19 protein-coding genes are annotated in these 24,427 nt (G+C 71.8%); 11 read left to right on the top strand and 8 right to left on the bottom strand.

The window, feature by feature from the left end:
* Positions 1–164: 164 nt before the first annotated feature.
* The 4 genes from ACFWP2_RS30895 to ACFWP2_RS30910 all read right to left on the bottom strand — a co-directional run bounded on the left by ACFWP2_RS30895 (position 165) and on the right by ACFWP2_RS30910 (position 6,294).
* Complete coding sequence (locus ACFWP2_RS30895; RefSeq protein ID WP_380457542.1) at positions 165–1,190, bottom strand: enediyne biosynthesis protein; 1,026 nt, start codon at positions 1,188–1,190, stop codon at positions 165–167.
* On the bottom strand, positions 1,187–3,166 hold the full coding sequence (locus ACFWP2_RS30900) for an FG-GAP repeat domain-containing protein (RefSeq protein ID WP_380457544.1): 1,980 nt from the start codon (positions 3,164–3,166) through the stop codon (positions 1,187–1,189). The genes ACFWP2_RS30895 and ACFWP2_RS30900 overlap by 4 nt, the downstream gene beginning before the upstream one ends.
* A gap of 484 nt (positions 3,167–3,650) precedes the next feature.
* Positions 3,651–5,027, bottom strand: a complete 1,377-nt coding sequence (locus ACFWP2_RS30905) for an FAD-binding oxidoreductase (RefSeq protein ID WP_380457546.1) — start codon at positions 5,025–5,027, stop codon at positions 3,651–3,653.
* A gap of 25 nt (positions 5,028–5,052) precedes the next feature.
* Positions 5,053–6,294, bottom strand: coding sequence for an acyl-CoA dehydrogenase family protein (locus ACFWP2_RS30910; protein WP_380457549.1), 1,242 nt, complete (start codon positions 6,292–6,294; stop codon positions 5,053–5,055).
* 189 nt (positions 6,295–6,483) lie between these two features.
* Between ACFWP2_RS30910 and ACFWP2_RS30915 the strand changes: the two genes are divergently transcribed.
* Positions 6,484–7,872: a condensation domain-containing protein gene (locus ACFWP2_RS30915; RefSeq protein WP_380457552.1), complete on the top strand. Its 1,389-nt coding sequence runs from the start codon at positions 6,484–6,486 to the stop codon at positions 7,870–7,872.
* Positions 7,873–7,927: 55 nt separating this feature from the next.
* Here the strand turns inward: ACFWP2_RS30915 and ACFWP2_RS30920 are convergent, their stop codons facing one another.
* Positions 7,928–9,265: an extracellular solute-binding protein gene (locus ACFWP2_RS30920; protein WP_380457555.1), complete on the bottom strand. Its 1,338-nt coding sequence runs from the start codon at positions 9,263–9,265 to the stop codon at positions 7,928–7,930.
* 202 nt (positions 9,266–9,467) lie between these two features.
* On the opposite strand from ACFWP2_RS30920, the gene ACFWP2_RS30925 reads away from it, so the two are divergent.
* The 10 genes from ACFWP2_RS30925 to ACFWP2_RS30970 all read left to right on the top strand — a co-directional run bounded on the left by ACFWP2_RS30925 (position 9,468) and on the right by ACFWP2_RS30970 (position 20,455).
* Positions 9,468–11,042: a 4-hydroxyphenylacetate 3-hydroxylase family protein gene (locus ACFWP2_RS30925; protein ID WP_380457557.1), complete on the top strand. Its 1,575-nt coding sequence runs from the start codon at positions 9,468–9,470 to the stop codon at positions 11,040–11,042.
* Between the two features lie 38 nt (positions 11,043–11,080).
* Entirely contained in the window at positions 11,081–12,835 is a 1,755-nt protein-coding gene (locus tag ACFWP2_RS30930) for a non-ribosomal peptide synthetase (RefSeq protein WP_380457559.1), read from the top strand.
* The gene (locus tag ACFWP2_RS30935) at positions 12,832–13,053 is read left to right on the top strand and encodes an MbtH family protein (protein ID WP_380457561.1); all 222 of its coding nucleotides are present in this window, start codon (positions 12,832–12,834) and stop codon (positions 13,051–13,053) included. Before ACFWP2_RS30930 ends, ACFWP2_RS30935 begins: the two co-directional genes overlap by 4 nt.
* Positions 13,054–13,067: 14 nt before the next feature.
* Positions 13,068–14,150: a 4-hydroxyphenylpyruvate dioxygenase gene (hppD, locus tag ACFWP2_RS30940; RefSeq protein ID WP_380457563.1), complete on the top strand. Its 1,083-nt coding sequence runs from the start codon at positions 13,068–13,070 to the stop codon at positions 14,148–14,150.
* Positions 14,140–15,003 (top strand): hypothetical protein, encoded by an 864-nt coding sequence (locus tag ACFWP2_RS30945; RefSeq protein ID WP_380457564.1) that lies wholly within the window; start codon positions 14,140–14,142, stop codon positions 15,001–15,003. The genes hppD and ACFWP2_RS30945 overlap by 11 nt, the downstream gene beginning before the upstream one ends.
* A complete protein-coding gene (locus ACFWP2_RS30950) occupies positions 15,000–16,535 on the top strand; it encodes a class I SAM-dependent methyltransferase (RefSeq protein ID WP_380457566.1) in 1,536 nt (511 codons plus the stop codon). The genes ACFWP2_RS30945 and ACFWP2_RS30950 overlap by 4 nt, the downstream gene beginning before the upstream one ends.
* Positions 16,536–16,725: 190 nt before the next feature.
* Entirely contained in the window at positions 16,726–18,279 is a 1,554-nt protein-coding gene (locus tag ACFWP2_RS30955) for an FAD-binding oxidoreductase (RefSeq protein WP_380457568.1), read from the top strand.
* The gene (locus tag ACFWP2_RS30960; RefSeq protein WP_380457570.1) at positions 18,272–19,045 is read left to right on the top strand and encodes an SDR family oxidoreductase; all 774 of its coding nucleotides are present in this window, start codon (positions 18,272–18,274) and stop codon (positions 19,043–19,045) included. Before ACFWP2_RS30955 ends, ACFWP2_RS30960 begins: the two co-directional genes overlap by 8 nt.
* Positions 19,046–19,101: 56 nt before the next feature.
* Positions 19,102–19,818: a DUF2306 domain-containing protein gene (locus ACFWP2_RS30965; protein ID WP_380457572.1), complete on the top strand. Its 717-nt coding sequence runs from the start codon at positions 19,102–19,104 to the stop codon at positions 19,816–19,818.
* A gap of 274 nt (positions 19,819–20,092) precedes the next feature.
* Positions 20,093–20,455, top strand: coding sequence for a YciI family protein (locus tag ACFWP2_RS30970; protein WP_380457575.1), 363 nt, complete (start codon positions 20,093–20,095; stop codon positions 20,453–20,455).
* Between the two features lie 100 nt (positions 20,456–20,555).
* On the opposite strand, the gene ACFWP2_RS30975 is transcribed toward ACFWP2_RS30970, so the two are convergent.
* The 3 genes from ACFWP2_RS30975 to ACFWP2_RS30985 form a co-directional block, all read right to left on the bottom strand.
* On the bottom strand, positions 20,556–21,947 hold the full coding sequence (locus ACFWP2_RS30975; RefSeq protein WP_380457578.1) for a multicopper oxidase family protein: 1,392 nt from the start codon (positions 21,945–21,947) through the stop codon (positions 20,556–20,558).
* Positions 21,948–22,130: 183 nt separating this feature from the next.
* The gene (locus ACFWP2_RS30980; RefSeq protein WP_380457581.1) at positions 22,131–23,150 is read right to left on the bottom strand and encodes an alcohol dehydrogenase catalytic domain-containing protein; all 1,020 of its coding nucleotides are present in this window, start codon (positions 23,148–23,150) and stop codon (positions 22,131–22,133) included.
* 21 nt (positions 23,151–23,171) lie between these two features.
* On the bottom strand, positions 23,172–24,404 hold the full coding sequence (locus ACFWP2_RS30985) for a cytochrome P450 (RefSeq protein WP_380457585.1): 1,233 nt from the start codon (positions 24,402–24,404) through the stop codon (positions 23,172–23,174).
* Positions 24,405–24,427: the final 23 nt, after the last annotated feature.

The following is a 24,427-nucleotide window of genomic DNA, read 5'->3' on the forward strand; positions in this document are numbered from 1 at the left end:
GCGGCGTGGCCGGCGTCGTTTTTCTAAACCCCCCCGCCCCCCCCCCCGCGCCGGGGGGGCCCGGGCAACGGGGGGGGGGGCGCCCCCCGGGGGGGGCCCCCCCCACAGCGCCGTTCTGCGGTGTCACCCGCGGCTCTCGCACGCGGGTGTCATGCGGTGGTGCCTCAGGCGGCGACCGCCCCGACCTGCTGCGGCTGCTCGGCCTTCCCGTCCGGGGCGCCCGCTCCGGCGGAGCCCGCCTGGCGGGAGCGCTTGATCAGGTGCGCGACCCACCATCCGAGGCCGCGCAACAGGCAGACGATGGTGGTCGCGTAGAACAGGGTGTAGACGACGTTGAACACCATCAGCACGCCGTACACCATGGCGACCGAGGAGCCGAACATGAACTGCGCCTTGGCCTTCATCGGCGTCGTTCCCGGGTCGCTGATCATGTAGTTGGTGAACAGCACGAAGGCGACACCGGTCATCGCGCCGAGCGCGGAGAACAGCGCGACGTCCCAGATCCAGTGGCGGATGAACGCCTGGATGGCGAACGCGCCGAGCCAGCCGACGATCAGCGGCGTCCGCTTGGTGAGCAGCGCGTTGATCACCGTTCCCGCGGTGGCGATGATCAGCGGGATCATCACCCGGAAGAAGGTGTTCGCGTTCTCCGTGAACTGGTACGGCGGCGAGATGCTGAACCAGGACCCGAAGCACAGCAGCGACATCGTGATCCCGAAGTTGGACGGGTTCATGTAGTGCCGCATCCGGCCCGCGATCGGCGCCTGCAGGGCGTGCTTGCCGCCGACGCCGATGACCACCCCGAAGAACAGCGGCAGCAGCTGGTTGTTGCCGTAGGTCAGCATGTTGACGGCGAGCGCCGTGATGTGGGCCGGCAGCAGGAACTCGTAGACCCCGCGCCCCCCGTTGCCCCGGAAGCGCGGCTGGCGCCGCTGGGCCCAGCTGCTGATCAGCTCGAAGCAGATCTCGCAGAAGTAGGCGGTGAAGATCGCGATGAACGGCCACAGCCAGGGCTGTTCGAAGCCGAGCAGGGTGTAGCCGAAGATGTTGAACACGCTGATGGAGATCGCGAAGTTCCGCAGGGCGAGGTAGCGCGGGTCCTTGGGCTTCGCGAGGGGGGCCGGTGCGGCCGGCGCTGCCGCCGGGGCCGTCGGGGCGCCGCCGGGGCGGGATTGCGCGGTGGCGCTCATCGGTTCGGAACCTCCTGGACGTCGCTGGTCAGCATGAGGGAGTGCGTACCGGGCGTGATCTGCTCGGTCTTCTCGTGCAGCCCGCCGTTGGCGTCCCGCCACTTCAGGACCGCGGTGACCGGCCCCTGGTGGTTGCCGAGGCCGAAGCGCACGTCGAAGCTGCGGAAGCCGCCGTGGCCGCCGCCGCCGTCGAGCCGGGCGATCTGGTTGCCGTCCGGGGTCATGACGCACACGGTGGCGTCGTACGCGGGTGCCCCGGTGTTCACCAGGCCCTGGCCGGCGCCGCCCTCGGCGGTCGGCCGGTAGAGCTTCAGGTTCAGCTGGCTGCCCACGCTCGGCGCGGTGTTGGCGTAGAAGGCGGGCGGGCCCCACTGGCGGGCCACCGCGAAGTCCAGCCGGCCGGTGCCCGTGGTGTCGCCGGTGGCGAGGCCGCGGGTCGGGGTCGGCACGTCGATGCCCAGCTGGGAGCTGATGTTCACGTACGGGCCGTCGGGGGTCTTGGCGTAGAAGGCGATGGCCTCGTCGCCGGCGATGTCGTCACCGGGCTGGACGTTGGGCCACATCGCGGGGTTGGACAGCAGGTCGTCGTTGGTCATGGCCATCTCCTGCAGCCACGGCCAGCGGTTGATCTTCCCCTTCACGAAGCCGGTCGCCTGGAGGATGTTCAGGTCGCCGGTGTTGAGGAAGTCGCCCATCTTGGCGTCCCAGCCCCAGCCGCTCCAGGCCACGCCGTGCTCCTGGGCCTCCTGGGTGAACGGCGCGGTGCCGGCGTCGAGTTTGCGCCGCATGTCGGCCTCGTCCTTGGACTTGTTCATCCAGAGGAAGTTGCTCTCCTCCAGGCCCCAGGCGACGGTGATGTTGCTGACCATCATGTCGAACTTGCCGTCGCGTCCGACGTCGCCGAAGTCGACGCCCATGCCCTTGAAGGAGCCGTTGCCGAGCACGAAGGACTTGGGTGTGCTCGGGGTGCGCTCGCCGGTGGCCTCGGTGAGCTGGATGTGCCCGGGCGTCGAGCGGTTGTACAGCAGGTGCCCGTGGCCGAAGTCGTTGGCGATGTACAGCTCGGGCAGTCCGTCACCGGTCAGGTCGGCGCCGGAGATCGCCAGTGTCCATCCGGTCGACGCGTCGAACGGGATGGCGCCCTTCTCCTCCACGTACGACACCGTGGGCTCGGCCCCCGAGGTGCTCTGCTGCCAGCGCAGGACGTGGTCGCCGCCGGCGTTCTTGGCGCTGGACAGCGAGTCGTTCATCACGACGTTCTTCAGGCCGTTGGGGTCCAGGACGTCGGAGTCGGGGAAGTAGTTGCCGATCACGATCGACGGGTGTCCGCTGCCGTCGAGGTCGCCGACGTAGTCCGCGTCGGTGTTCCAGCGCGGGCCGTGGTACTTCCCGTCCAGCGACTCCGAGGGCACCAGCTCGCGCGGCACGTAGGAGTTCGCGGCGACGGTCGTCGCGTCCGACTTGGCCATGAACAGGATCGGCGTGCGGCCCCAGTACGTCACCAGGAGGTCCATCCGGCCGTCGCCGTTGAAGTCGCCGGGGTTGCAGCCGGTGGGCGCCATGGCGTCGTCCATCGGCAGCGGCCTGCCGTCCAGGACGAAGGGCGTGAAGCGGTCGGCCGGCCGGGCGGTCGGCGTGTACGTCACCACGACGCTGTCGGTCCTGGTGTCGACGATGCACATGCTGTCGGCCACACCATGCCCGGTGAGGTCGTTGATGGCGATGCTGGCGCCGACCGAGGAGATCCACGAACGGATCTTCTGGTAGGCCGGGTTGACGTTCCGGACCGTCTTCATCGGCCGCTGGTCGTAGCCCGGCGGCATCTCGATGGGCATCTCCTTGAAGCCGTACTGCTTCGCGACGTTCTCCGCCCCCGCCACCGCGACCGAGCTCCGTGCCGCGAAGAACAGCGACGCGGCCACGACGATCACCACCAGGCCCGGTACCAGTCTGCGGAATCGTTCACGGTATGTCACCGAATTCCCCTCTCGACAGATTGTGTACGACCCTGCTTTCGCATCGAGTGCGCTGCCGCGGCCGACTCCTGCGGGCCGGAAATGGCCCGGGGTCCTGGATCCGCGTTCCCGAAATGCGACGGTGAATCCCACTTCACTCGCAGGTCTACTCCACGAGCATGACGCCGCGGCCCGGCAAAGGCATCTCTCACATTGCTCACCGACACAGGTGTTCTTTTGCCGGGAATTTTCCCGCCGAAGGAATCCCCGCCGCGTGATCGTAAATCGGCAATCCCGGACCGGCCGGATCCTCGGCCGCGGGCGTCCGCGCATTCGGCGCCGGCGGCAGGCGGTGGGCAGTCGGCACCGGCGGCAGGCACTCAGGACCGGCGGCAGGCGGCAGCCGGCCGCCCGCACGGGAACACGCCGAAGCGCCCTCCGGAGGTACGGCGGAGGGCGCTTCGGCGGGTGTGCGCGGTGCCGCCGGGGCGGCCGGCGGCGGTGGTCAGTAGCGGGCGGAGGCCCCCGGCGGCACGTCGTGGCGCTGCCACCCGGCGGGGTCCACCCGGTGGCGCACCCGGTCCACCCGTTCGACGTCGGCCGCGGACAGGTGCCCCTGGGGCTGTTCCAGCCGCTCGACCAGGGTCGGCGCGGTCCGGCCGGTGTCCCAGGGCGTCAGGGCGGAGCGGACCTCGGCGCAGTGCGCCCGGGCCGCCGCCGTCGTGGCCGGATCGAACGCCAGGCCGCCGGCCGTGAAGGCGAAGGCGGCGTCGAGGTGGCTCAGTGCCCCGCCGTCCGGATCCGGCACCGCGATCGCGCCGCCGAGCTGCCGGAGTTCGGCGTTGACCAGCGGTGATCCCGAGCCCTCGCCGAGCACCCGGAGGAACGCCTCCGCGCCGTCCGCCCCGAGGTCGGAGAGCAGCAGGTGGTCCCCCACCACCGGCACCGGATCGGCCGGGTCCATGTGGGTGCGGACCACGGCCGGCGGGGTGGCGGTCTCCCAGGTGTCCAGCACCGGCTCGGCGACGGCCCGGAACCGGCCGAGCAGGTCGGCGGCCTGGCGTTCGGCGGTCGCCAGGCCGTCCTCGGTGGGGCTGAGCACCACCCCGGCCAGGCACACCACCGGCCCCCCGGTCAGGGCCGGCGGGATCTCCGGAACGGCCGGCAGGTTCATCACCCGGAACGCGGTGGTGACGGCCTCGGGCGCGTCCCGCGTCCAGCTCAGCCAGCGGGACAGCAGCTCGGGGCCGTGCGCGGCGGGCCAGAAGGCCGCGCCGGTCACCACCCGGGCCGCCGGGAAGAGCGCGATCTCGATCGCGGTGACGACGCCGAGCCCGCCGCCGCCCCCGCGCAGGGCCCAGAACAGCTCCGGGTCGGCGGTGGCCGAGACGCGACGGAACTCGCCGTCCGGGGTGACCAGTTCGATCGCCCGGACGCTGTTCACGGCGAGCCCGGTCCGCCGGCCGTAGAAGCTGATCCCGCCGCGCAGCAGGAAGCCCACCACGCCGACCGTGGGCGAGGTCCCGTGCGGCGCGGCCAGCCCGTACTTGGCGGCGGCCTCGACCACCTCGCCCCAGCGCGTTCCCGCCAGGACGCGGGCGGTGCGGGCCACCGGGTCGACCACGACCGGGCCCGCGGGCTCGGTGCGGATCAGCAGGGACCCGTCCATCGGACGGGCCGAGCCGGAGGCGTGCCCGGTGGTGTGCACCCGGACCCACCGGCCCGCGCGCTGGGCGTGGCGCAGCGCCGCCTGGACCTGTTCGGCGGTGCGGACGGTGACCGCCGCCGCCGGCCGCACCGGAGCGGCCAGGTTGAACACGGCGGTCGCGGCGGCGAAGGCGCGCTCCCCCGGCAGCGCGACGACCGGATCGGTCTCGCTCATGTCGTCGACTCCTCTGCTCGAAGGGCTACTTGACACCGAACCGGGCGCGGGCCAGCTCCCGGGTGGTCACCGCGGACAGGAAGACCCCGATCCCGGAGTGGCTGTGCAGGGTGGACAGGTCGCGCCAGACCCGCTCGATCCGCTCGCCCTGCCGCACCGCGCTCGAACCCGCCGTCGGGAACAGCTGCCCCTCCACGGCGTGCCAGCACAGCCGGATCACCTCGCGGCAGATGGTGGCCAGGCGCAGGTCGTGCTCCCGGCTGAAGGCGCCCGGCCCCTGGGCGCACAGCTCCTGCCACTGGGTGACGGCCTGGAGCAGCGCCGCCTCGGCCGTGGCGATCATGCCGGCCGCCTCGCCGTACCAGTACTGGTAGTCCGGGTCCTCGGCACGGGTGACGAACGGCGGGAACAGCGTGGTGCGGGACTGCATCAGCTCCCCGTAGGCGTCCAGCGCGCCCTGAGCCATGCCCACGGCGAGCGAGGCGACCTCCAGCACCATGAAGCTGAGCGAGCCGCCGCCGTACTCCGGGTTGCCGTGCAGCCGGTAGCCGGGCGTGCCCCCGTCGACGACGACCTCGCTCATGTGCGTCTTCGGGAGCGTCAGATGGTCCGGGATCCGGCCGTCCTCGATCACGATGCTGTGCGAGCCGCTGCCCTTGAGGCCCAGCTGGCCGCCCCAGTCGTCGAGCCGGCGGAACCGGTCGCGCGGGGCGACGAAGAGCATCGGCGCCGGCGGTTCGCCGTCCTCGCCGGGCACCGGGACGTGGCCCATGAAGTGCGTGGCGTACGGCGAGCCCGAGCAGTAGTTCCAGGTGCCGTCGATCCGCCAGCCGCCGCCGTCGGCGCGCTCGGCCTTCCCGTTCGGCACGATGGTGGCCGGGCAGATGAAGTCGCCGCCGGCGAAGATCTCGGCCTGCGCGCGCTCGTCGAACAGCGAGGCCGCGGGCAGGGCGTGGGTGGCGCCGAGGCAGAACATCCACCCGGTCGACGGGCAGCCGCGGGCCAGGGTCATCGCCACCCGCAGGAAGGTGTCGATGCCGAACTCGTAGCCGCCGTACCGCTTGGGGACGAGGATCCGGTAGAAACCGGCCTGCGCGAACGCCTCGTGGGTGTCCTGGGCGTAGTACGTTCGCTGTTCGGTCTCGGCCTGCCGGGGCACCAGGGTCGGTGCGATGGCCTCGGCCCGGGCGATGACCTCCTGCGGCGTCAGGCCTGGCTCGGGCGGCTGCGGCGAGGCGGACCCTGCGGCGTTCATGGCGACCGTCATTGCGGCACAGCTCCTCTACGGTTCGGGCGGGCGTTCCAGCGGGGAGGGTGGACTTCCCGGTCAGCCTCGCCCGCGGAAGGGCCGCGACGCATCTCCCTGATTGCCAGCACGATCGAAGAACCCACGGCGGCGGGGCCGTTGCTACGGTTCCGGGGCGAATTCGCCCCGGACTCACGAGAGGAATTCCCCATGAGCCCCGATGGAAAGCCGCAGTCGAACGCCCCGGTCAGCAGGACGCCACTCTCCTTCAACCAGGAATTCCTCTGCGGCTTCGACCGCGGCGACACCGAGGGGCCGTTCGGCCCGCGGTTCCACATCGTGCACGGCTGGCGCCTGCGCGGGAAGATCGACGTCGCGACGCTGCAACTGGCCCTGGACGACGTGGTGGTGCGGCACGAGGCGCTGCGCACGGCCATCGTCCGGGGCGAGGGCGAGCGGTACCAGGAGGTCCACCCGCCCACCCCGGTCCGGCTGGAGCTGCGCGAGCTGTCCGGAGCGGATCCGGCGGCCCGCGACCAGGCGGTGGAGGACCTGATCACCGAGGTCGAGTCGGGCACCATCAGCGCACGCGAACTCCCGCTGCTGAAGGCCACGTTGCTCCGCTTCGACGAGGAGGACGCGGTCCTCACGCTGGTCGTGCACCACACCGCGGCCGACGGCTGGTCGGTGCGGCTGATCATCCGCGACCTCGCCGTCCGCTACGCCGAGCGCCGCGGGCACGGGCAGCCCGAGCTGCCGGACGCCCTGCCGTACCGCGAGTTCTCCGCCTGGCAGCGGGAGTACGCGGAGGATCCGGCGCTCGCGGAGTCGCGCCACTTCTGGCGGGAGCACCTGGCCGGCGCCCGGATCTACTCCGTGGCCACCGACCGGCCGAAGTCCTCCGGTCTGCCGGAGTCCACCGCCGTGTACCGCTTCACCGTCGACGCCGAACTGACCGAGCGGGCGGTGGAGATCGGCCGGGCGCTGCGCAGCACGCCGTTCATGGTGCTGATGGGCGCGTTCGCGGTGATGGTCGCGCGGGAGACCGGAATGACCCGGGTGGTGGTGCCGACCTTCTCCCCGGGCCGCGGTGAGGACCGCTTCCACCACACCGTCGGGCCGTTCTTCAACTTCCTGCCGCTGTGCACGGAGCTCGGTGGGGCCCGCGACTTCGCGGAGGTGGTCGCCCGGATCCGCACCACGAGCCTGGAGGCGTACGTCCACGACATCCCGTTCGGACAGATCCTCGGCCAGGCACCGGAGTTGATGCTGCCGACGCTGGAGGACGGCCGGGCGGCCTGTGTCTTCCAGGTCTTCCCGTTCCCGTTCCTGCTGGACGGGGAGCTGATCGGGGACCTGGAGTTCACCGAGGTGCGGCGCCGGCTCGCCTCGCAGCCGGTGGGCTCGGACGTGCCGAACGGCGCGCTGTGGACGCTCAACCTGGACCCGGCCGGGGACGTGGTCGCCGGCATCCAGTACAACAGCAACCTCTACGACGAGGGCTCGGTGGCGGAGCAGGTGGACCGCTTCCGCGAGGTGCTGCGGGAACTGGTCGGCGCGCCGGACGCGCCCCTGGACCTCGGCGCCGAGCGCTCCTGAACCACCGGGGGCGACGGTCCGCGCCGCGCGCGGACCGCCGCCCCCTCCCCGTTTCTCAGCCGACCCTGATCGGGCCGCCAGGGCCCTTGCCCCGGTAGGCGTCGTTGTAGCGGTCCAGCAGGAGCTGGGCCTCGGCGTTCGCCTGCCCGAAGCGGACCCGCGGGTCCACGTCGGTGGCCAGCACGTCGTGCATGGCGGTGGTCAGGATGTCCTGGATCGCCGCGAACTCCCCGAGCAGCGCGCCGCGGGCGGCCGCCGAGCCGGAGTTGGCGGCGAGCTGGTCCAGTGCCGTGCGGAAGTGCGGATTGCGCCGGAACCAGCCCTCCTGCTCCAGCAGTTCGATCGCCCCGTCGGTGACCGGGATGAATCCCGTCTCCCGGTGCCGCTCGGCGGCGGTGCGCGGCGAGTTCAGGTACTGCATGAAGGCCAGGGCGCCGTCCTGGGTCGCCTGGTCCAGGTCGGCGGCCAGCCAGAGCGCGTCCCCGCCGATCACGTTGCCCGCGTAGGGCACCTGGTCGTTGTAGGGCATCCGGCAGGCCTCGACGACGAAGCCGCCGTCCCGGCCGGCCTGGGCCATCCGGGCCGCCTCGACCGAGGTGGTAAGGACGAAGGCGACCTCCTGGTCGGCGAAGGCCCGGAAGTTGCCGTCCCAGTCGACCTCGGTGTTCACCCGGCTCGGGTGGTAGCGGTACAGGCCCGCCCGGTGCAGCCCGCGCCACCACTGGACGTAGGCGAGCATCGCGTCCGAGTCGAGGAACACCTTCTCGGGGCGGCCGGTCCGGCCGTTGTCCCGGTCGGCCAGCAGCGCCCCCTGCTGGGCCACCGACTGCTGGAACCACCAGCCGTGGTTGGGCCAGGTGATCGCGTGGGCCGGCCCGTCCGGGAGCGCCGTGACGGCCCGGCAGGCGGCCTCGATCCCGGCCCAGGTGCGCGGCACCTCGGTGATCCCGGCCCGCTCCAGCAGGGTGGTGTTGGCGTAGAGCAGCGTGGTCGAGGTGAGCGGCGGCATCGCCGCCACCGCGCCGTCGTAGGTGTAGTAGCGCCGGGCCGCGGGCGACACGTCGCCGAGCACCACCGGCTCGCCGAGGATCTCGGTGCGGCCCGCGATCGCCCGCTCGACCGAGGTGAACAGCGGTGAGCCGTCGGGCCGTCGGGCGTCGAGGGCGTCCCGGGTCGAGGTGTAGAAGTACTGCACGACGGTCGGGGCGTCGCCCTTCCGGACGGCGTCGTGCACGGTCTGCGGAACCGACAGCCAGTCCGCACCGGTGATCCGGAACCGGTACTCGGGGTGGCTGGCCGTGAACTTGTCCGCCAACTCCCTGGTCCGGTCGACGAAGTACGGCATCAGCGGATAGAGCGGCACCATGACGTGGATGTCGAATCGCTTGCTCATTCCGGGGTCCTTCCTGGGCGGGCCGGGCAATTCAGATGCTCATGCTCCGGGGGTGGCGGAGCCCGGGCATCTCCGTTCTTGCTGACTCCGGACGGCCGGGTCCGAGGGCCGTGGCAAGCGCGCAAGTCGGGAGAAGCCGTCGGCGCCGTCGGACTGTCAGGCTCGGTTCGTCCGGTGAACTGGCAGCAAGGAGAGGCGTCTGATGGCCGAAGCCCGGGAAACCACCGCCGGAAATGCGCGCGGGACCCGCCCGCTGACCGGGGCGGAATACATCGAGAGCCTACGTGACGGCCGGGAGATCTATCTCTACGGCGATCGGATCAAGGACGTCACCGCGCATCCGGCGTTCCACAATCCGGTCCGGATGACCGCACGGCTCTACGACGCCCTGCACGATCCCCGGCACCGGGACGTGCTGACGGCGCCGGTCGACAGCGGCGGCGAGGGGTACACCCACCGTTTCTTCACCACTCCGCGCAGTGCGGAGGACCTGGTCGGCGACCAGCAGGCGATCGCCGCCTGGGCGCGGATGAGCTATGGCTGGATGGGCCGCAGCCCCGACTACAAGGCGTCCTTCCTCGGCACCCTGGGCGCGAACGCGGACTTCTACGAGCCGTTCGCGGACAACGCCCGGCGCTGGTACGCGGAGTCGCAGGAGAAGGTGCTGTACTGGAACCACGCGATCGTGCACCCGCCGGTCGACCGCTCCCTGCCGCCGGACCAGGTGAAGGACGTCTTCATCCACGCCGAGCAGGAGACCGACGCCGGCCTGGTGGTGTCCGGCGCGAAGGTGGTCGCCACCGGCTCCGCGCTGACGCACTACAACTTCATCGCGCACTACGGTCTGCCGATCAAGGACCGCACCTTCGCGCTGGTGGCCACCGTGCCGATGGACGCGCCCGGGATGAAGCTGATCTGCCGCCCGTCCTACACCGCGACGGCGGCGGCGATGGGCAGCCCGTTCGACCACCCGCTGTCGTCCCGGCTGGACGAGAACGACACCATCCTGGTGCTCGACAAGGTGCTCATCCCGTGGGAGAACGTCTTCGTCTACGGCCAGCCGGAGAAGATCCGGATGTTCACCGGCCAGTCGGGCTTCATCGAGCGGTTCACCTTCCACGGCTGCACCCGGCTCGCGGTGAAGCTGGAGTTCATCGCCGGCCTGCTGGCCAAGGCCCTGGACATCACCGGCACCGGCGACTTCCGCGGGGTGCAGAGCCGGCTCGGCGAGGTGCTGGCCTGGCGCAACCTGTTCTGGGGGCTGTCGGACGCGGCCGCCCGCAACCCGGTCGCCTGGCACAACGGCGCGGTGCTGCCCAACTCCCAGTACGGCCTGGCCTACCGGTGGTTCATGCAGACCGGCTACCCGCGGATCAGGGAGATCGTGCTCCAGGACGTGGCCAGCGGGCTGATCTACGTGAACTCCAGTGCCAAGGACTTCGACAACCCGGGGATCCGGCCCTACCTGGACCGGTTCCTGCGCGGCTCCGGCGGCGTGGACGCGGTCGAGCGGGTCAAGGTGATGAAGCTGCTCTGGGACGCCGTCGGCAGCGAGTTCGGCGGTCGCCACGAGCTCTACGAGCGCAACTACGCGGGGAGTCACGAGAACACCCGGATCGAGCTGCTCTTCGCCCAGCTCGCCAACGGCCAGCTGGACGCCTACAAGGGCCTGGTCGACGAGTGCCTGTCGGAGTACGACCTCAACGGCTGGACGGTGCCCGACCTGTCCTCCTTCGCCGACCTGAGTGATTCCGTCCACGGGCTGCTCGACAGCTGATCCGGGCACCGACAACCAATCGAGGAGGATCGGAGGGCATGGTGGCTTCCCCTTCCCTTCAGGGGCATTTCACGCAACAGGCACTGAGGACACCGGCTGCGACGGCCGTTTCGTCCGGCGAAGTCCGGCTCAGCTACCGCGAGTTGGACGAGCGGGCGAACCGGCTGGCGCACCGGCTGGGCGAACTCGGCGTACGGGCCGAGACGCCGGTCGCGGTGCTGATGGAACGGTCGGCGGACCTGGTGGTGGCGATCCTGGCCGTGCTCAAGGCCGGCGGCTGCTACCTCCCGCTGCACAGCGCCTACCCGCTGCCGCGCAAGCAGTGGATCGTGGAGCACTGCGCGGCGCCGGTGCTGCTGACCGACGAGGCGATGCGCCGGCACGGCCTGCCGGAGGTCGCCGAGGTGGTCGTCGTCGACGGCGAGAAGGGCCTCGCGGACCACCCCGCGACGGACCCGGCCGTCCCCACCGACCCGGGCTCCCTCGCCTACGTGATCCACACCTCGGGCTCCACCGGGGAGCCGAAGGGCGTCGCGATCGCCCACCGGGACGCGCTCGGCCTGGCCCTGGACCCGATCTGGGCGGACGGCCGGCACGAGCGGGTGCTGATGGTCGCGCCGTACGCCTTCAACGTCTCGACGTACGAGTTCTGGGTGCCGCTGCTGCACGGCGGGCAGATCGTGGTGGCGCCTCCGGGCGACCTCGACGTGCACGCCCTGCGCCGAATGATCGCCGAGGAGCGGATCACCGGCATCCACCTGACCGCGGGCCTGTTCCGGGTGCTGGCCGAGGAGGACCCGGGCTGCCTCGCCGGTGTGCGCGAGGTGCTCACCGGCGGCGACGTGATCGCCCCCTCGGCCGTCCAGCGGGTGCTGGAGCACAACCCCGGCCTGGTGGTGCGGGCGATGTACGGCGCCACCGAGGCCACGCTGTTCAGCACCAGCTCGCCGATGACCGCCCCCTACGTGGCGGACGGCCCGGTGGGCGTCGGCCGGCCGATGGACGACGTCCGGCTGCACGTCCTGGACGCCGGGCTGCGGCCGGTCCCGGCCGGCGGCGTGGGCGAGCTCCACATCGCCGGACGCGGCCTGGCCCGCGGCTACGTCAACCGGCCCGACCTGACCGCCGAGCGGTTCGTGGCCAACCCCTTCGGCGCGCCGGGCGAGCGGATGTACCGCACCGGGGACCTCGTCCGGGTCGACCGGGACGGCCTGCTGGAGTACCTGGGCCGGGCCAACGACCAGCTGAAGGTGATGGGTTTCCGGGTGGAGCCCGCCGAGGTGGAGGCGGTGCTGGCGCGCTATCCCGGTCTGGCCCATGTCGCCGTCGTGGCACGGGAGTCGGAGTCCGGGGAGAAGCGCCTGGTCGCCTACTACGTCCCGGAGTCCGACGGCGTCGAGGCGGGTGCGCTGCGGCTGCACGCGGTGGAGCAGCTGCCGGCGTACATGGTGCCGACGGCCTTCGTGAACGTGCCGGCCCTCCCGCTGACCCCCAACGGCAAGCTGGACCGGCGGGCGCTGCCCGAGCCGGTGGCCGGCGCGACCCGCCGGGCGCCGGCGACCGAGCGCCAGCGGCAGCTGTGCGCGCTCTTCGCCGAGGTGCTCGGGGTGCCCGAGATCGGCGTCGACGACAGCTTCTTCGAGGTGGGCGGACAGTCCCTGGACGCGATGCGGCTGGTCAGCCGGATCCGGGCGGTGCTGAACGTCCGTCTCACCGTCACCCAGTTCTTCGACGTGCCCTCGGTGGCCGCCCTGGAAGGCCTGCTGGACCGACCGGAAGGGGAGCGGGGATGACCAGCCCCTTCGACGCCGAGGACGGCGAGTTCACGGTCCTGGTCAACGCGGAGGGCCAGTACTCGCTCTGGCCGGCCGCCGTCGCGGTGCCGGCGGGCTGGACGCCCGAGCACGGGCCCGCCGACCGGGCCGCCGCCCTCGCGTACGTGAACGCGCACTGGACCGATCTGAGGCCGAAGAGCCTCACCGGGCGCGCCCCCGGGCAGCCCGCCGACTGACGAGGAGTCCGGACATGAGCCTCGACGCGGGTCAGGAGACCTTCGGCGACATGCTCGTCGACCACATCACCTGCTACGTCGCCGACTTGGCGGTCACCACCGAGTGGCTGGTCCGCGGGTACGGCCTGGAAGTGTACGCGAGCTCGCCCCCGCGGGCGCGGGAGCTGCGCTCGGTGGCGCTGGGCGGCAACGGCATCCGCCTGCTGCTCAGCCAGCCGCTGGTGGGCGACCACCCGGGAGCGGCCTACGTCGAGAAGCACGGCGACGGGGTGGCCGACATCGCGCTGCGCGTCCCGGACGCCCGGGCGGCCTTCGCCACGGCGGTGCGCCGGGGCGCCCGGCCGGTGTCGGCGCCGGTCGCGCACGACGGGGTGGTCACCGCCACCATCATGGGCGTCGGCGACATCGCCCACACCTTCGTGGAGCGCCCGGCGGGCGGCGACGAGCGCCTGCTGCCCGGACTGTCGCCGGCCGCCACCGACCCGGCCGGGCCGGACTGCGGCCTGCGGGAGGTCGACCACTTCGCGATCTGCGTCGAGCCGGAGCAGATGGACGCGACGGTCGCCTTCTACCGCGAGGTCCTCGACTTCGCGTCGATCTTCACCGAGCGGATCGAGGTCAACGGGCAGGTGATGGTCACCAACGTGGTGCAGGGCGGCGCCGTCACCTTCACCCTGATCACCCCCGACCCGTCCGAGGTCTCCGGCCACCTGGACGCCTTCCTGAAGGACCACGGCGGTCCGGGCGTGCAGCACATCGCCTTCACCACGGACGACATCGTGAACTCGGTGGACGCGATCGCCACCCGGGGCGTGGAGTTCATGACCACCCCCCGGACGTACTACCGGCTGCTGCCGGACCGACTCACCCCGCTGCGGCACTCGGTGGCGGAGCTGGAGCGCCTGCACCTGCTGATCGACCAGGACCACGACGGGCAGCTGTTCCAGATCTTCGCCAAGTCCGTGCACCCCCGCAACACCCTCTTCCTGGAGGTCATCGAGCGGATGGGCGCCCGTTCCTTCGGCAGCGGCAACATCAAGGCGCTCTACCAGGCCATCGAGCTCCAGCAGGGCAGGGGCGGCGACGATGACGCGTGACGCGATCCCCGACGAGCGCTTCCGGGCCGCGGTGGAACGGCTGCGGGTACCGGGCATGGGGACGGAGGTGGTGGCGCCGCTGCTCTCCCAGCTGGTCCACCTCGTCCGGCCCCACCGGGTGCTGGAGGTCGGCATGGGCTACACCACCCCGTTCCTGGCGAAGGCCCTCGCCGAGGCCGAGACCCTGGCCGAGGCCGAGGCCCGGGCCCTGGTCCGCAAGACCCGGCCGTACCTCGCGGACGGCCGGGAGCTGGACGAGGCGTGGATCGACAGCGAGCCGGCCCTGCTGCTCCCGGGCAACTACCGTGAGCCGTACCGGCCGCGGTTCGTGGCGATCGACGACCTCTCGGACACCGGTTCCTCGGCCCCGCTGGTGACGGAGGTGCTGGCCGACCTCGGCCTCGCCGAGCGCGTCACCGTCGTCAACTCCGACATGCGCGGGGCCGTCGGCCGCCTCCCCCAGGAGTTCCGGCCGATCGACTTCGCCTGGGTGGACGCCTGGGACTGCCTCTACTTCTTCGAGAACTTCTGGGAGTTGATCGACCCGGACGGCGGGATCGTCGTCATGCACTACCTGATGACCTACCCCGAGGGCGAGGCGATCCTCGAGTACATCGCCGAGACCCAGCGGATGGCCCCCGGCGAGTTCGAGATCCTGAACCTGCTGGAGAGCCGGAAGCTGCGGCAGAACAGCATGACCGTGCTGCGCCGCACCAGCGCCAGTTCGCCCCGGACGTACTCCGACACCGGTCAGCGGCCCCGGCTCGGCGGCCAGGTCCGCGAGGACGCCCTCGCGCTGGCCCGCTCGATCACCGAACCCGCCGGCCAGAGCCCGAACAGGACGCCGAAATGAACCAGACCCCCGTGGAACTGCTGACCGCCTTCACGACGGCCGGCGCCGAGCAGCGCGACGCGGCCTACCAGCGCCTGGTGGCCGCACTGTGGCAGGACGGCCGGGCGACCGACCTGGCCCCGGCCGCCGTGCCGGCGCTGCTGACCGCGCTGGACCGGGCCCCGGCCGACCGCCAGGGCGGGCTGATCCTGCTGCTCGGCCTGCTGGTCGGCGCCGAACAGCCGGGCACGGACGGCGAGTCGGCCGGGACGGACGGCGAGTTGGCCGGGACCGTCGGCAAGGAGCTGGACCGGTTCCTCGACCTGCTCGCGGAGCGCGACGCCCACCCCGGGCGCACCCTCGCCCTGCTGTTCCTGCTCTCCCACTTCCCCGCCGAGCGGGACCGCGTCCTGGCGGCCACCGAGCCGCTGGAGCTGTCCCAGGACGACCTCAGCCGGCTCACCCGGGTGCTGCAGCCGCTGGACCCGGCCACCGCCGTCCTGGGCCGGGTCTGGCCCTCGCCGGCCGAGTGGGTGCTCAGCGAGGCCGAGCGCGCCTTCGACCGCTCGTGGGTCGACGCCCTCGCCCCCGCGCAGCTGGCGGCCACCTGGGACGGCGACACCCGGATGCTGATCGGCTACTCCGGCGCCAAGGCGTACTGGGCGCTGCGCCACGGCAGCACGGAGGTGGTCGCCGACACCAGCCCGCACCGCACCACCGAGCTGTCGGCGGACGCCACCGGCACCGCCGACCTCACCCGGCACGCCGGGGTGCTGCGCTGCCCGGCCTGCGCCGGACAGCTGAGCGTCTCCGCCGAGGGCGCCCACTGCACCGGCTGTGCCGCCGACTACTCGTCCGCCGCGGGCCACCTGGACCTGTTCGAGCGCAGTGAGCCCGCGGACCCCAAGGACGTCCTCCAGAACGCGGCCGCCATGCGGAACATCGGGCTGCACTACGAGACGGTGCTGCGGCCGGCCTTCCTGCGGCTGATGGGCGGCAACTTCGGCGGCCAGGTGACACCGGCCGACGAGGACCGCTACATCGTCGAGCACACCGGCCCGGTCGACGGGCCGGTGCTCGACCTGGCCGCGGGGGCCGGCCGGTGGACGGCCGTGCTGGCCGAGGCCGTGGGCAGCGAGCGGCTGATCGCGCTGGACCTCAACCCGGCCATGCTCACCTGGCTGAGCGGCCGGCTGCCGGAGGTCCCCGCCCTCCGGGCGAGCGCCCAGACGCTGCCGTTCGCCGACGCCACGCTCGGCGCGGTCAACTGCTGGAACGCCCTCCAGGCGATGCCGGACCCGGCCGGGGTGATCGCCGAGGTCGGCCGCTGCCTGCGGCCCGGCGGCAGCTTCACCCTGCTCACCTTCCAGCAGGCCGCCGACCCGATCGACCGCCACTTCCAGGGCACCTTCCGGGGGCCGGGCTTCCCGGACGGCATGCCGCTCTTCGCGCTCGCCGACCTGCGCGCCTGGCTGGCGGCCGCCGGCCTGACCGTCCGGGACGAGTACACCCCCGGCACCTTCGCGGTCATCACCGCCGAACGCGCCGCCTGACCTCGGCACCTCACCGCGACACCTCGTCGCGGCACCCGGTCGCGGCACCCGATCCGCGACACCTGGTCACGACCGCCGATCGGGACGCCTGATCACCGCCGCCCGATCACACCGCAATCCGCGAGATGTCACGCCCGGCCGCGCCGTGCGAACGTCTCTGCGTCACCGGAACACGGAGGGACGAACGCGCATGACCGACAAGACCGTTGATCCGACCAGCCCGGTGGTGATCAGGCCCGGGGACCCGAGGTACGAGAACCTCGTCCAGGGCTTCAACCACCGTTTCGTCGGACAACCCGACCAGGTGCGCCTGGTGACCAGCACCGAAGAGGTGGTGGCGGCGGTCGACGAGGCGGTGGCGGCGGGCAAGCGGATCGCGGTCCGCAGCGGCGGGCACTGCTTCGAGAACTTCACCACCTCGCCCGAGATCGAGATCGTGCTGGACGTCTCCCAGCTGAACGGCATCTCCCACGACCCGGCGCGCCGTGCGATCGAGGTCGGGTCCGGCGCCCTGCTGGGCGACGTCTACCGCACCCTGTTCAAGCGCTGGGGGGTGACGGTCCCGGGCGGCACCAGCTTCGAGGTCGGCGCCGGAGGCCACTTCACGGTCGGCGGCTACGGGCCGCTCTCGCGCCGTGACGGCCTGATCGTCGACCACCTGTACGCCGTCGAGGTCGTGGTGGTCGACGAGTCCGGCCGGGCCCGGGCCGTGGTGGCGACGTCCGAGCCCGACGACCCGCACCGGGACCTCTGGTGGGCCCACACCGGCGGTGGCGGCGGCAACTTCGGTGTGGTGACCAGGTTCTGGATGCGCACCCCGGGCGCGGACGGCACCGACCCGGCCGGGCTGCTGCCCAAGGCGCCGGCCCGGGTCTGGAAGCGGACGGTCATGTGGCCCTGGGAGGGGATGACCGAGCGCTCGCTGTCCACGCTGCTGCGCAACTACGGCACCTGGTACGCGGAGAACGACGACGCCGACTCCCCGGCGGCCGGCCTGTGGAGCAACCTGATCGTCACCCACCGCAACTCCGGGATGTTCGGGATGACGGTGGTGATCGACCACGACGGCCCGGACGCCGAGAAGGTGTTCACCGACCACTTCGAGTCCGTGGCGGCCGGCGTCGGGGTGGAACCCGCGGTGCACACCGTCGAGGTCGTCCCCTGGTTCAGCTCCTGGCTGCCCTCGTACAGCTTCCCGAGCGACCCGAAGGGCCGCTACAAGGACAAGGCGGCCTACCTGCGCAAGGGTTTCACCGATCACCAGCTCGACGTGATCTGGCGGTACCTGAGCGATCCGGAGCACACCAACCCGATGTCGTGCATCGTGGTCGCCGGCTTCGGCGGGAAGGTCAACACCGTCGCCCCGGACGCCACCGCCGCCGTCCAGCGCGACTCGGTCCTGAAGGTCCTCTACTGCGCCGGCATCTGGCAGTCCGAGGACCAGGACGAGGCCAACGTCGCCTGGGTCCGGTCGTTCTACCGCGACGCGTACGCCCCCAGCGGCGGGGTCCCGGTGTCCGACGAGAACGGCGACGGCAGCTACATCGGCTACCCCGACCGGGACCTGGCCGACCCGGCCTGGAACACCTCGGGGGTGCCCTGGTCGACGCTCTACTACGGCGCCAACTACCCGCGCCTGCAGCAGGTCAAGCGGACGTACGACCCCCGGAACGTGTTCCGTCACGCGCTGTCGGTCGAACTCCCCGACGACCGACCGAATGTGAAGGAGGATCAGGATGCTTGAGAACAAGGTCGTCGTGGTCTCGGGGGTCGGCCCCGGCCTCGGGCGGGCGATCGCCCTGCGGTCCGCGCGGGCGGGCGCGGACGTCGTGCTCGCCGCCCGGACGGAGTCCCGGCTCGCCGAGATCGCCGCGGAGGTCGAGGCGACCGGGCGCCGGGCGCTGGCGGTGCCGACCGACATCACCGACGACTCCTCGGCGGCCGCCCTGGTCAAGGCCGCGACGGAGGCCTTCGGCCGGGTCGACGCGCTGGTCAACAACGCCTTCGCGGTGCCCCCGATGGTCGACCTCGCCGACGTGGACCTCGCGGACGTGCGCGCCGGGTTCGAGACCAACGTCTACGCGGCGCTGCGCCTCACCCGGCTGTTCGCCCCCGCGCTGGCGGAGAACCGCGGATCGGTCGTCATGATCAACTCGGCGGTGATCCGGCACTCCAAGCGGCCGTTCGGCGCCTACAAGATGAGCAAGGCCGCCCTGCTCTCGCTGGCGCAGAGCCTGGCCACCGAACTCGGCCCACGGGGGATCCGGGTGAACACCGTCGCCCCCGGCTACATCTGGGCGGACGCGCTGCGCGAGGGCTTCGGGTACGTGGCGGCGCAGCGCGGGGTCACCGTCCAGGACGTCTACGACGAGATCGCGGCCACCCTGGACCTCGGGCGGCTGCCCGAGCCGGACGAGGTGGCCGACGCGGTGCTCTTCCTCACGTCCCCGCTGGCCCGCGCCGTCACCGGGCACTGCCTGGACGTCAACGCCGGCGAGTACCACCACTGAACCTGCCCGAACCTCCCCGAACCTGCCAGGAAAGACACGGAAGCTGAGGACCAGCGGTGACAGAGAAAACAGAGCAGACCGGTGCGCTGGCCACCGGCCCACGGCGGGCGAGACCCGGCGCCGGGCCGACCACGACCGCACCGAGCTGGTGGCAGAGCCCGTGGGTGGCGGCCCTGGCCGCCCTCGTGGTGTTCAACCTGCTGTACGCCTTCCCCCGTTACCTGACGGGGGACAGCCATCAGGCCCGGATCCCGCTCGACCCGGACTTCCCGGCGCACTACCCGGTGCTGGTGGCGCACGTCGTCCTCGGCAACATCTCGCTGGTGACGGTCCTCCTCCAGGTCCTGCCGTGGATCCGCCGCCACCACCCGGCGGTGCACCGGATGAGCGGCCGGCTGTACATCTTCGCCGGAGCACTGCCCAGCGGGCTGCTGGCCCTGGTGCTCGTGCCGTACTCCTCGGCCCCGTCCGGCAAGATCGGGCTGGCCATGATGGCGGTGCTCTGGCTGGGCACCACCCTGCTCGGACTCCGGGCGGCCCTGCAGCGCCGGTTCGTCGACCACCGCCGGTGGATGGTCTACAGCTTCGCCCTGGCCCTGGGCACCACCTGGGGCCGGCTGCTGGCCGAGATGATGCTGAACATCCCGGGCTTCAAGATCGACATCATGGTCCTGCTCGAACTGGCCAACTGGGCGGGCTGGGTGTTCAACCTCCTGGTCGCCCACTGGTGGCTGGAGCGGACCGCCCCGCGGGCGGCCCAGCTGGTGCGCTGACGTCGACGACCGAGCGGCCGGCCGTGAGGACCTCACGGCCGGCCGCTCACGTCTGCGCCCCGGCAGAACCGCCTGCGGCCCGCCCGCGGCACCCGCCCACCGGCCGCCCGCCGGTCCCCTGGCCGGCGTCCTGTCCGCCGTCCTGGCTGGTCGGAACGGCGCTTCGTGCAAGACCGACGGCCGGGGATGTCGAGAACGGGCCGCGGGCTCCGACGTCTCCTGTGAAGGCCCCGGGAAGCGCCCGGGGTGTCACCGCCGCCAAGGAGTGAGTGTCATGAAGTACATGCTGACGATGCACATGGACCCGGTGCTGTGGGAGGGCCTGCCCGAGGACGACAAGCAGGCGGTCTACGCCGGCCACGGCGACTTCATGAAGCTGCTCCGGGAGTCCGGTGAGCTGGTCCACACCCAGGCGCTGGCGGAGCCGGAGAAGAGCACCACCGTCAAGGTCCGCGACGGCGCCCCGGTACTGACCGAGGGCCCGTACCTGGAGCACCAGGAGTTCGTCTGCGGCTTCTACCTGGTCGACGTCGAGACCAGGGAGCGCGCCATCGAGCTGGCCGGGCTGATCCCGGACGCCAAGCACACCGCCATCGAGGTCCGCCAGGTGATGTTCGAGCAGGGCCTGGAGATGTGATCCGGGACGTGATCCGGGACGTCATCCGGTAGGTCCCCGCGCAAACGGCGGCGGCGGGTCGGGCTGACCAGCAGCCCGACCCGCCGTTCGTGCGCGGGGGTCAGTCGACGACCTCCATCTGGCCCATCATGCCCGCGGAGGAGTGCTCCAGCATGTGGCAGTGGTACATGTAGCGGCCCAGGTAGTCGTCGAAGGTCGCCTGGACCCGGACCGAGCTGCCGGGCGGGAGCGGGACGGTGTCCTTCAGGCCGACGTCACCGGGCAGCGGCGGCTTCCCGTCCCGGTCGAGCACCCGGAACTGCGCCAGGTGCATGTGGAACGAGTGCTGGATCGGGCCGTACTTGGTGGCACCGTCGCCGTTGACGACCGTCCAGATCTCGGTGGTGCCGCGCTTGATCGTCTGGTCGACCCGGTTCTCGTCGAACGGCTTGCCGTCGATCAGGCCGACCGGGTTGCCGGTCAGGTCGAAGGAGAGCGTCACCACGCGCTCCACCGTGGCCGGCGGCAGCGGGGGCAGCTCGCGCAGCTCGGCGGGCACCCGGCTGTAGTCGCGGGCGGTGCGGACCACGTCGAACCGCAGCACCTGCTCGACCTCGTCGTTGCCGGTGAACTGGCCCTGGTTGGTGAGCATGCACTGGCTGCCGACCCGCTGCCCGGAGAAGTCCACCACCAGGTCGACCCGCTCGCCGGCGGCGAGCGGGAAGTCCGTCCCCGTCCGGTCGATCGGCTCGGGCAGCAGACCGCCGTCCGAACCGATCTGCTGGACCGGCAGGGAGCCGAAGTTGAACTTCAGGAAGCGCAGGGTCGAGCTGTTCAGCAGCCGGATGCGGTACTTGCGGGCGGCCACCGGGAAGAACGGCTTCTGGCGGCCGTTGACCAGGATCACGTTCCGGTTCCGCGGGTCACCGGCCACCAGCTGCCCGTTGGCGTCGATCTCCGCGTCGCGGATCGCGATCGGGACGTCGTACTCGCCGCAGGGGAGACCGAGCTCGCGCTCGTCCTCGCCCTCGATCAGGTAGAAGCCGTGCATGCCGCGGTAGACGTGCTCGGCTTCCAGGTGGTGGCTGTGGTCGTGGTACCAGAGCGTGGCGCCGGGCTGCTGGTTCGGGTACTCGTACCGCCGCTCGCCGCCCGGGTCGATCACCTGCATCGGGTGGCCGTCGCTGTCGGCCGGGACGTGGCCGCCGTGCAGGTGCACGTTGGCGGTCTCGGGCAGCCAGTTGCGGTAGGTCACCAGGGCCCGCCGCCCCTCCTTCGCCCGGATCGTCGGGCCGACGAAACTGCCCCCGAACGTCAGACACTTGGTCTTGACGCCCGGGAGCAGTTCGAGCTGGGCGGGCAGGATGTCGAGCCGGTACACATCGGTGTCGGCGGTCCGGGACACCGGGTTGAGGGTCGCCGGCACCGGCATCCGTACCGAGAACGGCCCGGTCGCCGCGCCCCGGGGGCCCGGCCCGGGGCGCTCCGACTTCCCGGCGGCGAGCGCGCTCACCGGTATCAGCACACCGGTGCCCGCCGCGATGCCCGCCAGCCCCAGAAAGTGTCGCCTGTTCAGGATGTCCTCCCCAAATCGGTATCCGCGCGCCCGAAACGATGTTCGGGTGCACCCCAGGTCGCCATCCTGATTCTTGATCAGACTCCACGCTTCTTCCAGGTTGCGGTCTTTGACGGAAGATCAGGTGTAGCTGACGACCGCCCGGAACCGCGCCTCACCCCGGTCGACCCGCTCGACCGCCTCGGCGACCCGCTCCTTGGGGAAGGTCTCGATCAGCGGCGTGACGGCGCCGGACGCGACCAGGTCGAGCGCCTCGGTGAGCTGGTCGAGGCCGTTGTGGGTGGCGCCGATCACCTGCTGGCGCTGCGCCCAGAACGGGCTGGTCGGCGGAATGGTGAAGGAGTTCACCGGGTCGATGGTGGCCAGCACGATCCGCCCGTGCGGGCGCAGGCCCTGGAGGGTCTCGCTCGCGGCCTGGTACGAGGTGCCGGTCACCAGGACGACGTCGGCGCCGCCGGCCGCCCGCAGTTGCTCGCCGTCGGCGACCACGTGGTCCGCGCCGAGCCGGCGGGCCAGCTGGTCCTTGTCCGGCGAGCGGGTGATCGCGACGGTCTCGAAGCCACTGGCGTGGGCGAACTGGAGGGCCAGGTGGCCCAGTCCGCCGATGCCGAGCACCGCCACGCGCTCGTGCGGCTCGGGCGCGGCGGCGCGCAGCGCGCTCCACGCGGTGTACCCGGCGCACAGCATGGGCGCCGCGGCCTCGTAGGAGACGGCGTCCGGCAGCAGTACCGTGCTCTCGGCCCGTACCGCGACGTACTCGGCGTGACCGCCCTGCACGGTGAGGCCGCTCATCACCGACTCCGGGCAGTTCATCCCGGACTGCCCGGTGAGCGGGAGGTTCAGCCGGCAGTAGTCGCACCGGCCGCAGGTCGACTGCACCCAGGTGGCGCCGACCCGGTCCCCGACCCGGCGGCTGGTCACCCCCGGGCCGACCTCGACGACCTCACCGGCGGCCTCGTGTCCGACCACCACCGGGTCGAGCGGAGGGAAGGGGAAGACACCCTGGCTGACCCAGAGGTCGTTGTGGCAGACTCCACAGGCGTGGACCCGGATCAGCACCTGACCCGGTCCTGCCGTGGGAGTGGGGATCTCGCGCAGTTCCCAGCGCGCCTTGACCTCGGGTACGACGGCAGCCCACATCGGCCCAACCATCCTTTCCTGTCAGCGGGTTCGCGGCGTGAGGCGGACCGGGAGGGTCTGCACGCCGTTCATGATGAAGGTGACCTGCGGCGCCAGTTCCTGGGCGGGAACGGCGAGTTCGAGGTCGGGGAAGCGCCGGAACAGCGCGGAGAGGGCGATCTCGGCCTCCATCCGGGCCAGCGGCATCCCGATGCAGCGGTAGACACCGTGACCGAAGGAGAGGTGCTCCTTGTCCGACCGGGTGGCGTCGAAGGCGTCCGCGCTGTCGCCGTGCACGGCCTGGTCGCGGCCCACGGCCGCGAAGTTGATCAGGACCGGGTCGCCCTTGGGGATGACCACCCCGCCGATCTCGATGTCCTCCACCGCGAAGCGGAACGGCAGGTGGGCGACCGGCGCCTCGACGCGCAGGGTCTCCTCGATCACGTCCGACCAGCTCACCGCGCCGCTGCGGAGCAGCGCCAGCTGCTCGGGGTGGGTGAGCAGGGCCCGGGTCGCGTTGGCGAGCAGGTTCATCACCGGCTCGGTGCCGGTGGCGAGCAACAGGTGCAGGGTGCCGACGAGTTCGGAGTCGTTCAGCCGGGAGCCGTCCTCCTCCTGGGCCTGGACCAGGTCGCTGGTCAGGTCGTCCCCGGGGTTGCGGCGCTTGGACTCGACGAACTCGTGCATCTCCCGGTGCCACTGCTCGACGTTGGCCGCCGACTCCTCGGGGGTGAGGGTGGTGTCGATGTTCGCCTCGCCGCCGCGGAGCATCTGCACGCGGTCCTCGGCGGGCACGCCGAACAGGTCGCAGATCACCCGGGCCGGCATCGGGCGGGCGAAGCGGGCCTTGAGGTCCACCACCTCGCCGGGTTCGCAGCCGTCCAGCTCGTCCAGCAGCTCGTCGACGGCCTTCTCGACCTCGGCGCGCATGGCCTCGACCCGGCGCGGGGTGAAGGCCCCGGCGGTCAGCCGGCGCAGCCGGGTGTGGTCGGCGCCGTACCGGGTGGTGAGGTTGTCCATCAGCACCCAGCCGATGAGCGGGAAGTCCTCGCCGATCCGGCCCTCGGCGAAGGCCGTCCAGTGCTGACGCGGGTCCTTGGACAGCCGGTGGTCGCTGAGGGCCTGGCGGGCGGTCTCGTGGTCGGTGATCGACCAGCCGAGCACGCCGCCGGGCAGTTCGATCCGGGCGACCGGGCCGTTCGCCCGGATCCGGGCGCCCTCGGCGTGGATGTCGTTTCCGGCGGGGTCGATGACGACGGGTTCGGGGATTGCCATGGGGATCCTCCGGGCGGTCGGTG

The sequence above is a fragment of the Kitasatospora sp. NPDC058444 genome (genome assembly GCF_042721415.1).
In the GTDB taxonomy this organism is placed as follows: Bacteria; Actinomycetota; Actinomycetes; order Streptomycetales; family Streptomycetaceae; genus Kitasatospora.

Bases quoted from the DNA above. Each gene is read 5' to 3' on its own strand.
- hppD (WP_380457563.1), top strand. From the start codon at position 13,068: ATGAGCCTCGACGCGGGTCAGGAGACCTTCGGCGACATGCTCGTCGAC.
- ACFWP2_RS30930 (WP_380457559.1), top strand. From the start codon at position 11,081: ATGGTGGCTTCCCCTTCCCTTCAGGGGCATTTCACGCAACAGGCACTG.
- ACFWP2_RS30960 (WP_380457570.1), top strand. From the start codon at position 18,272: ATGCTTGAGAACAAGGTCGTCGTGGTCTCGGGGGTCGGCCCCGGCCTC.
- ACFWP2_RS30970 (WP_380457575.1), top strand. From the start codon at position 20,093: ATGAAGTACATGCTGACGATGCACATGGACCCGGTGCTGTGGGAGGGC.
- ACFWP2_RS30980 (WP_380457581.1), bottom strand. From the start codon at position 23,150: ATGTGGGCTGCCGTCGTACCCGAGGTCAAGGCGCGCTGGGAACTGCGC.
- ACFWP2_RS30950 (WP_380457566.1), top strand. From the start codon at position 15,000: ATGAACCAGACCCCCGTGGAACTGCTGACCGCCTTCACGACGGCCGGC.
- ACFWP2_RS30925 (WP_380457557.1), top strand. From the start codon at position 9,468: ATGGCCGAAGCCCGGGAAACCACCGCCGGAAATGCGCGCGGGACCCGC.
- ACFWP2_RS30905 (WP_380457546.1), bottom strand. From the start codon at position 5,027: ATGAGCGAGACCGATCCGGTCGTCGCGCTGCCGGGGGAGCGCGCCTTC.
- ACFWP2_RS30920 (WP_380457555.1), bottom strand. From the start codon at position 9,265: ATGAGCAAGCGATTCGACATCCACGTCATGGTGCCGCTCTATCCGCTG.
- ACFWP2_RS30985 (WP_380457585.1), bottom strand. From the start codon at position 24,404: ATGGCAATCCCCGAACCCGTCGTCATCGACCCCGCCGGAAACGACATC.
- ACFWP2_RS30955 (WP_380457568.1), top strand. From the start codon at position 16,726: ATGACCGACAAGACCGTTGATCCGACCAGCCCGGTGGTGATCAGGCCC.
- ACFWP2_RS30915 (WP_380457552.1), top strand. From the start codon at position 6,484: ATGAGCCCCGATGGAAAGCCGCAGTCGAACGCCCCGGTCAGCAGGACG.
- ACFWP2_RS30895 (WP_380457542.1), bottom strand. From the start codon at position 1,190: ATGAGCGCCACCGCGCAATCCCGCCCCGGCGGCGCCCCGACGGCCCCG.
- ACFWP2_RS30945 (WP_380457564.1), top strand. From the start codon at position 14,140: ATGACGCGTGACGCGATCCCCGACGAGCGCTTCCGGGCCGCGGTGGAA.
- ACFWP2_RS30910 (WP_380457549.1), bottom strand. From the start codon at position 6,294: ATGACGGTCGCCATGAACGCCGCAGGGTCCGCCTCGCCGCAGCCGCCC.
- ACFWP2_RS30935 (WP_380457561.1), top strand. From the start codon at position 12,832: ATGACCAGCCCCTTCGACGCCGAGGACGGCGAGTTCACGGTCCTGGTC.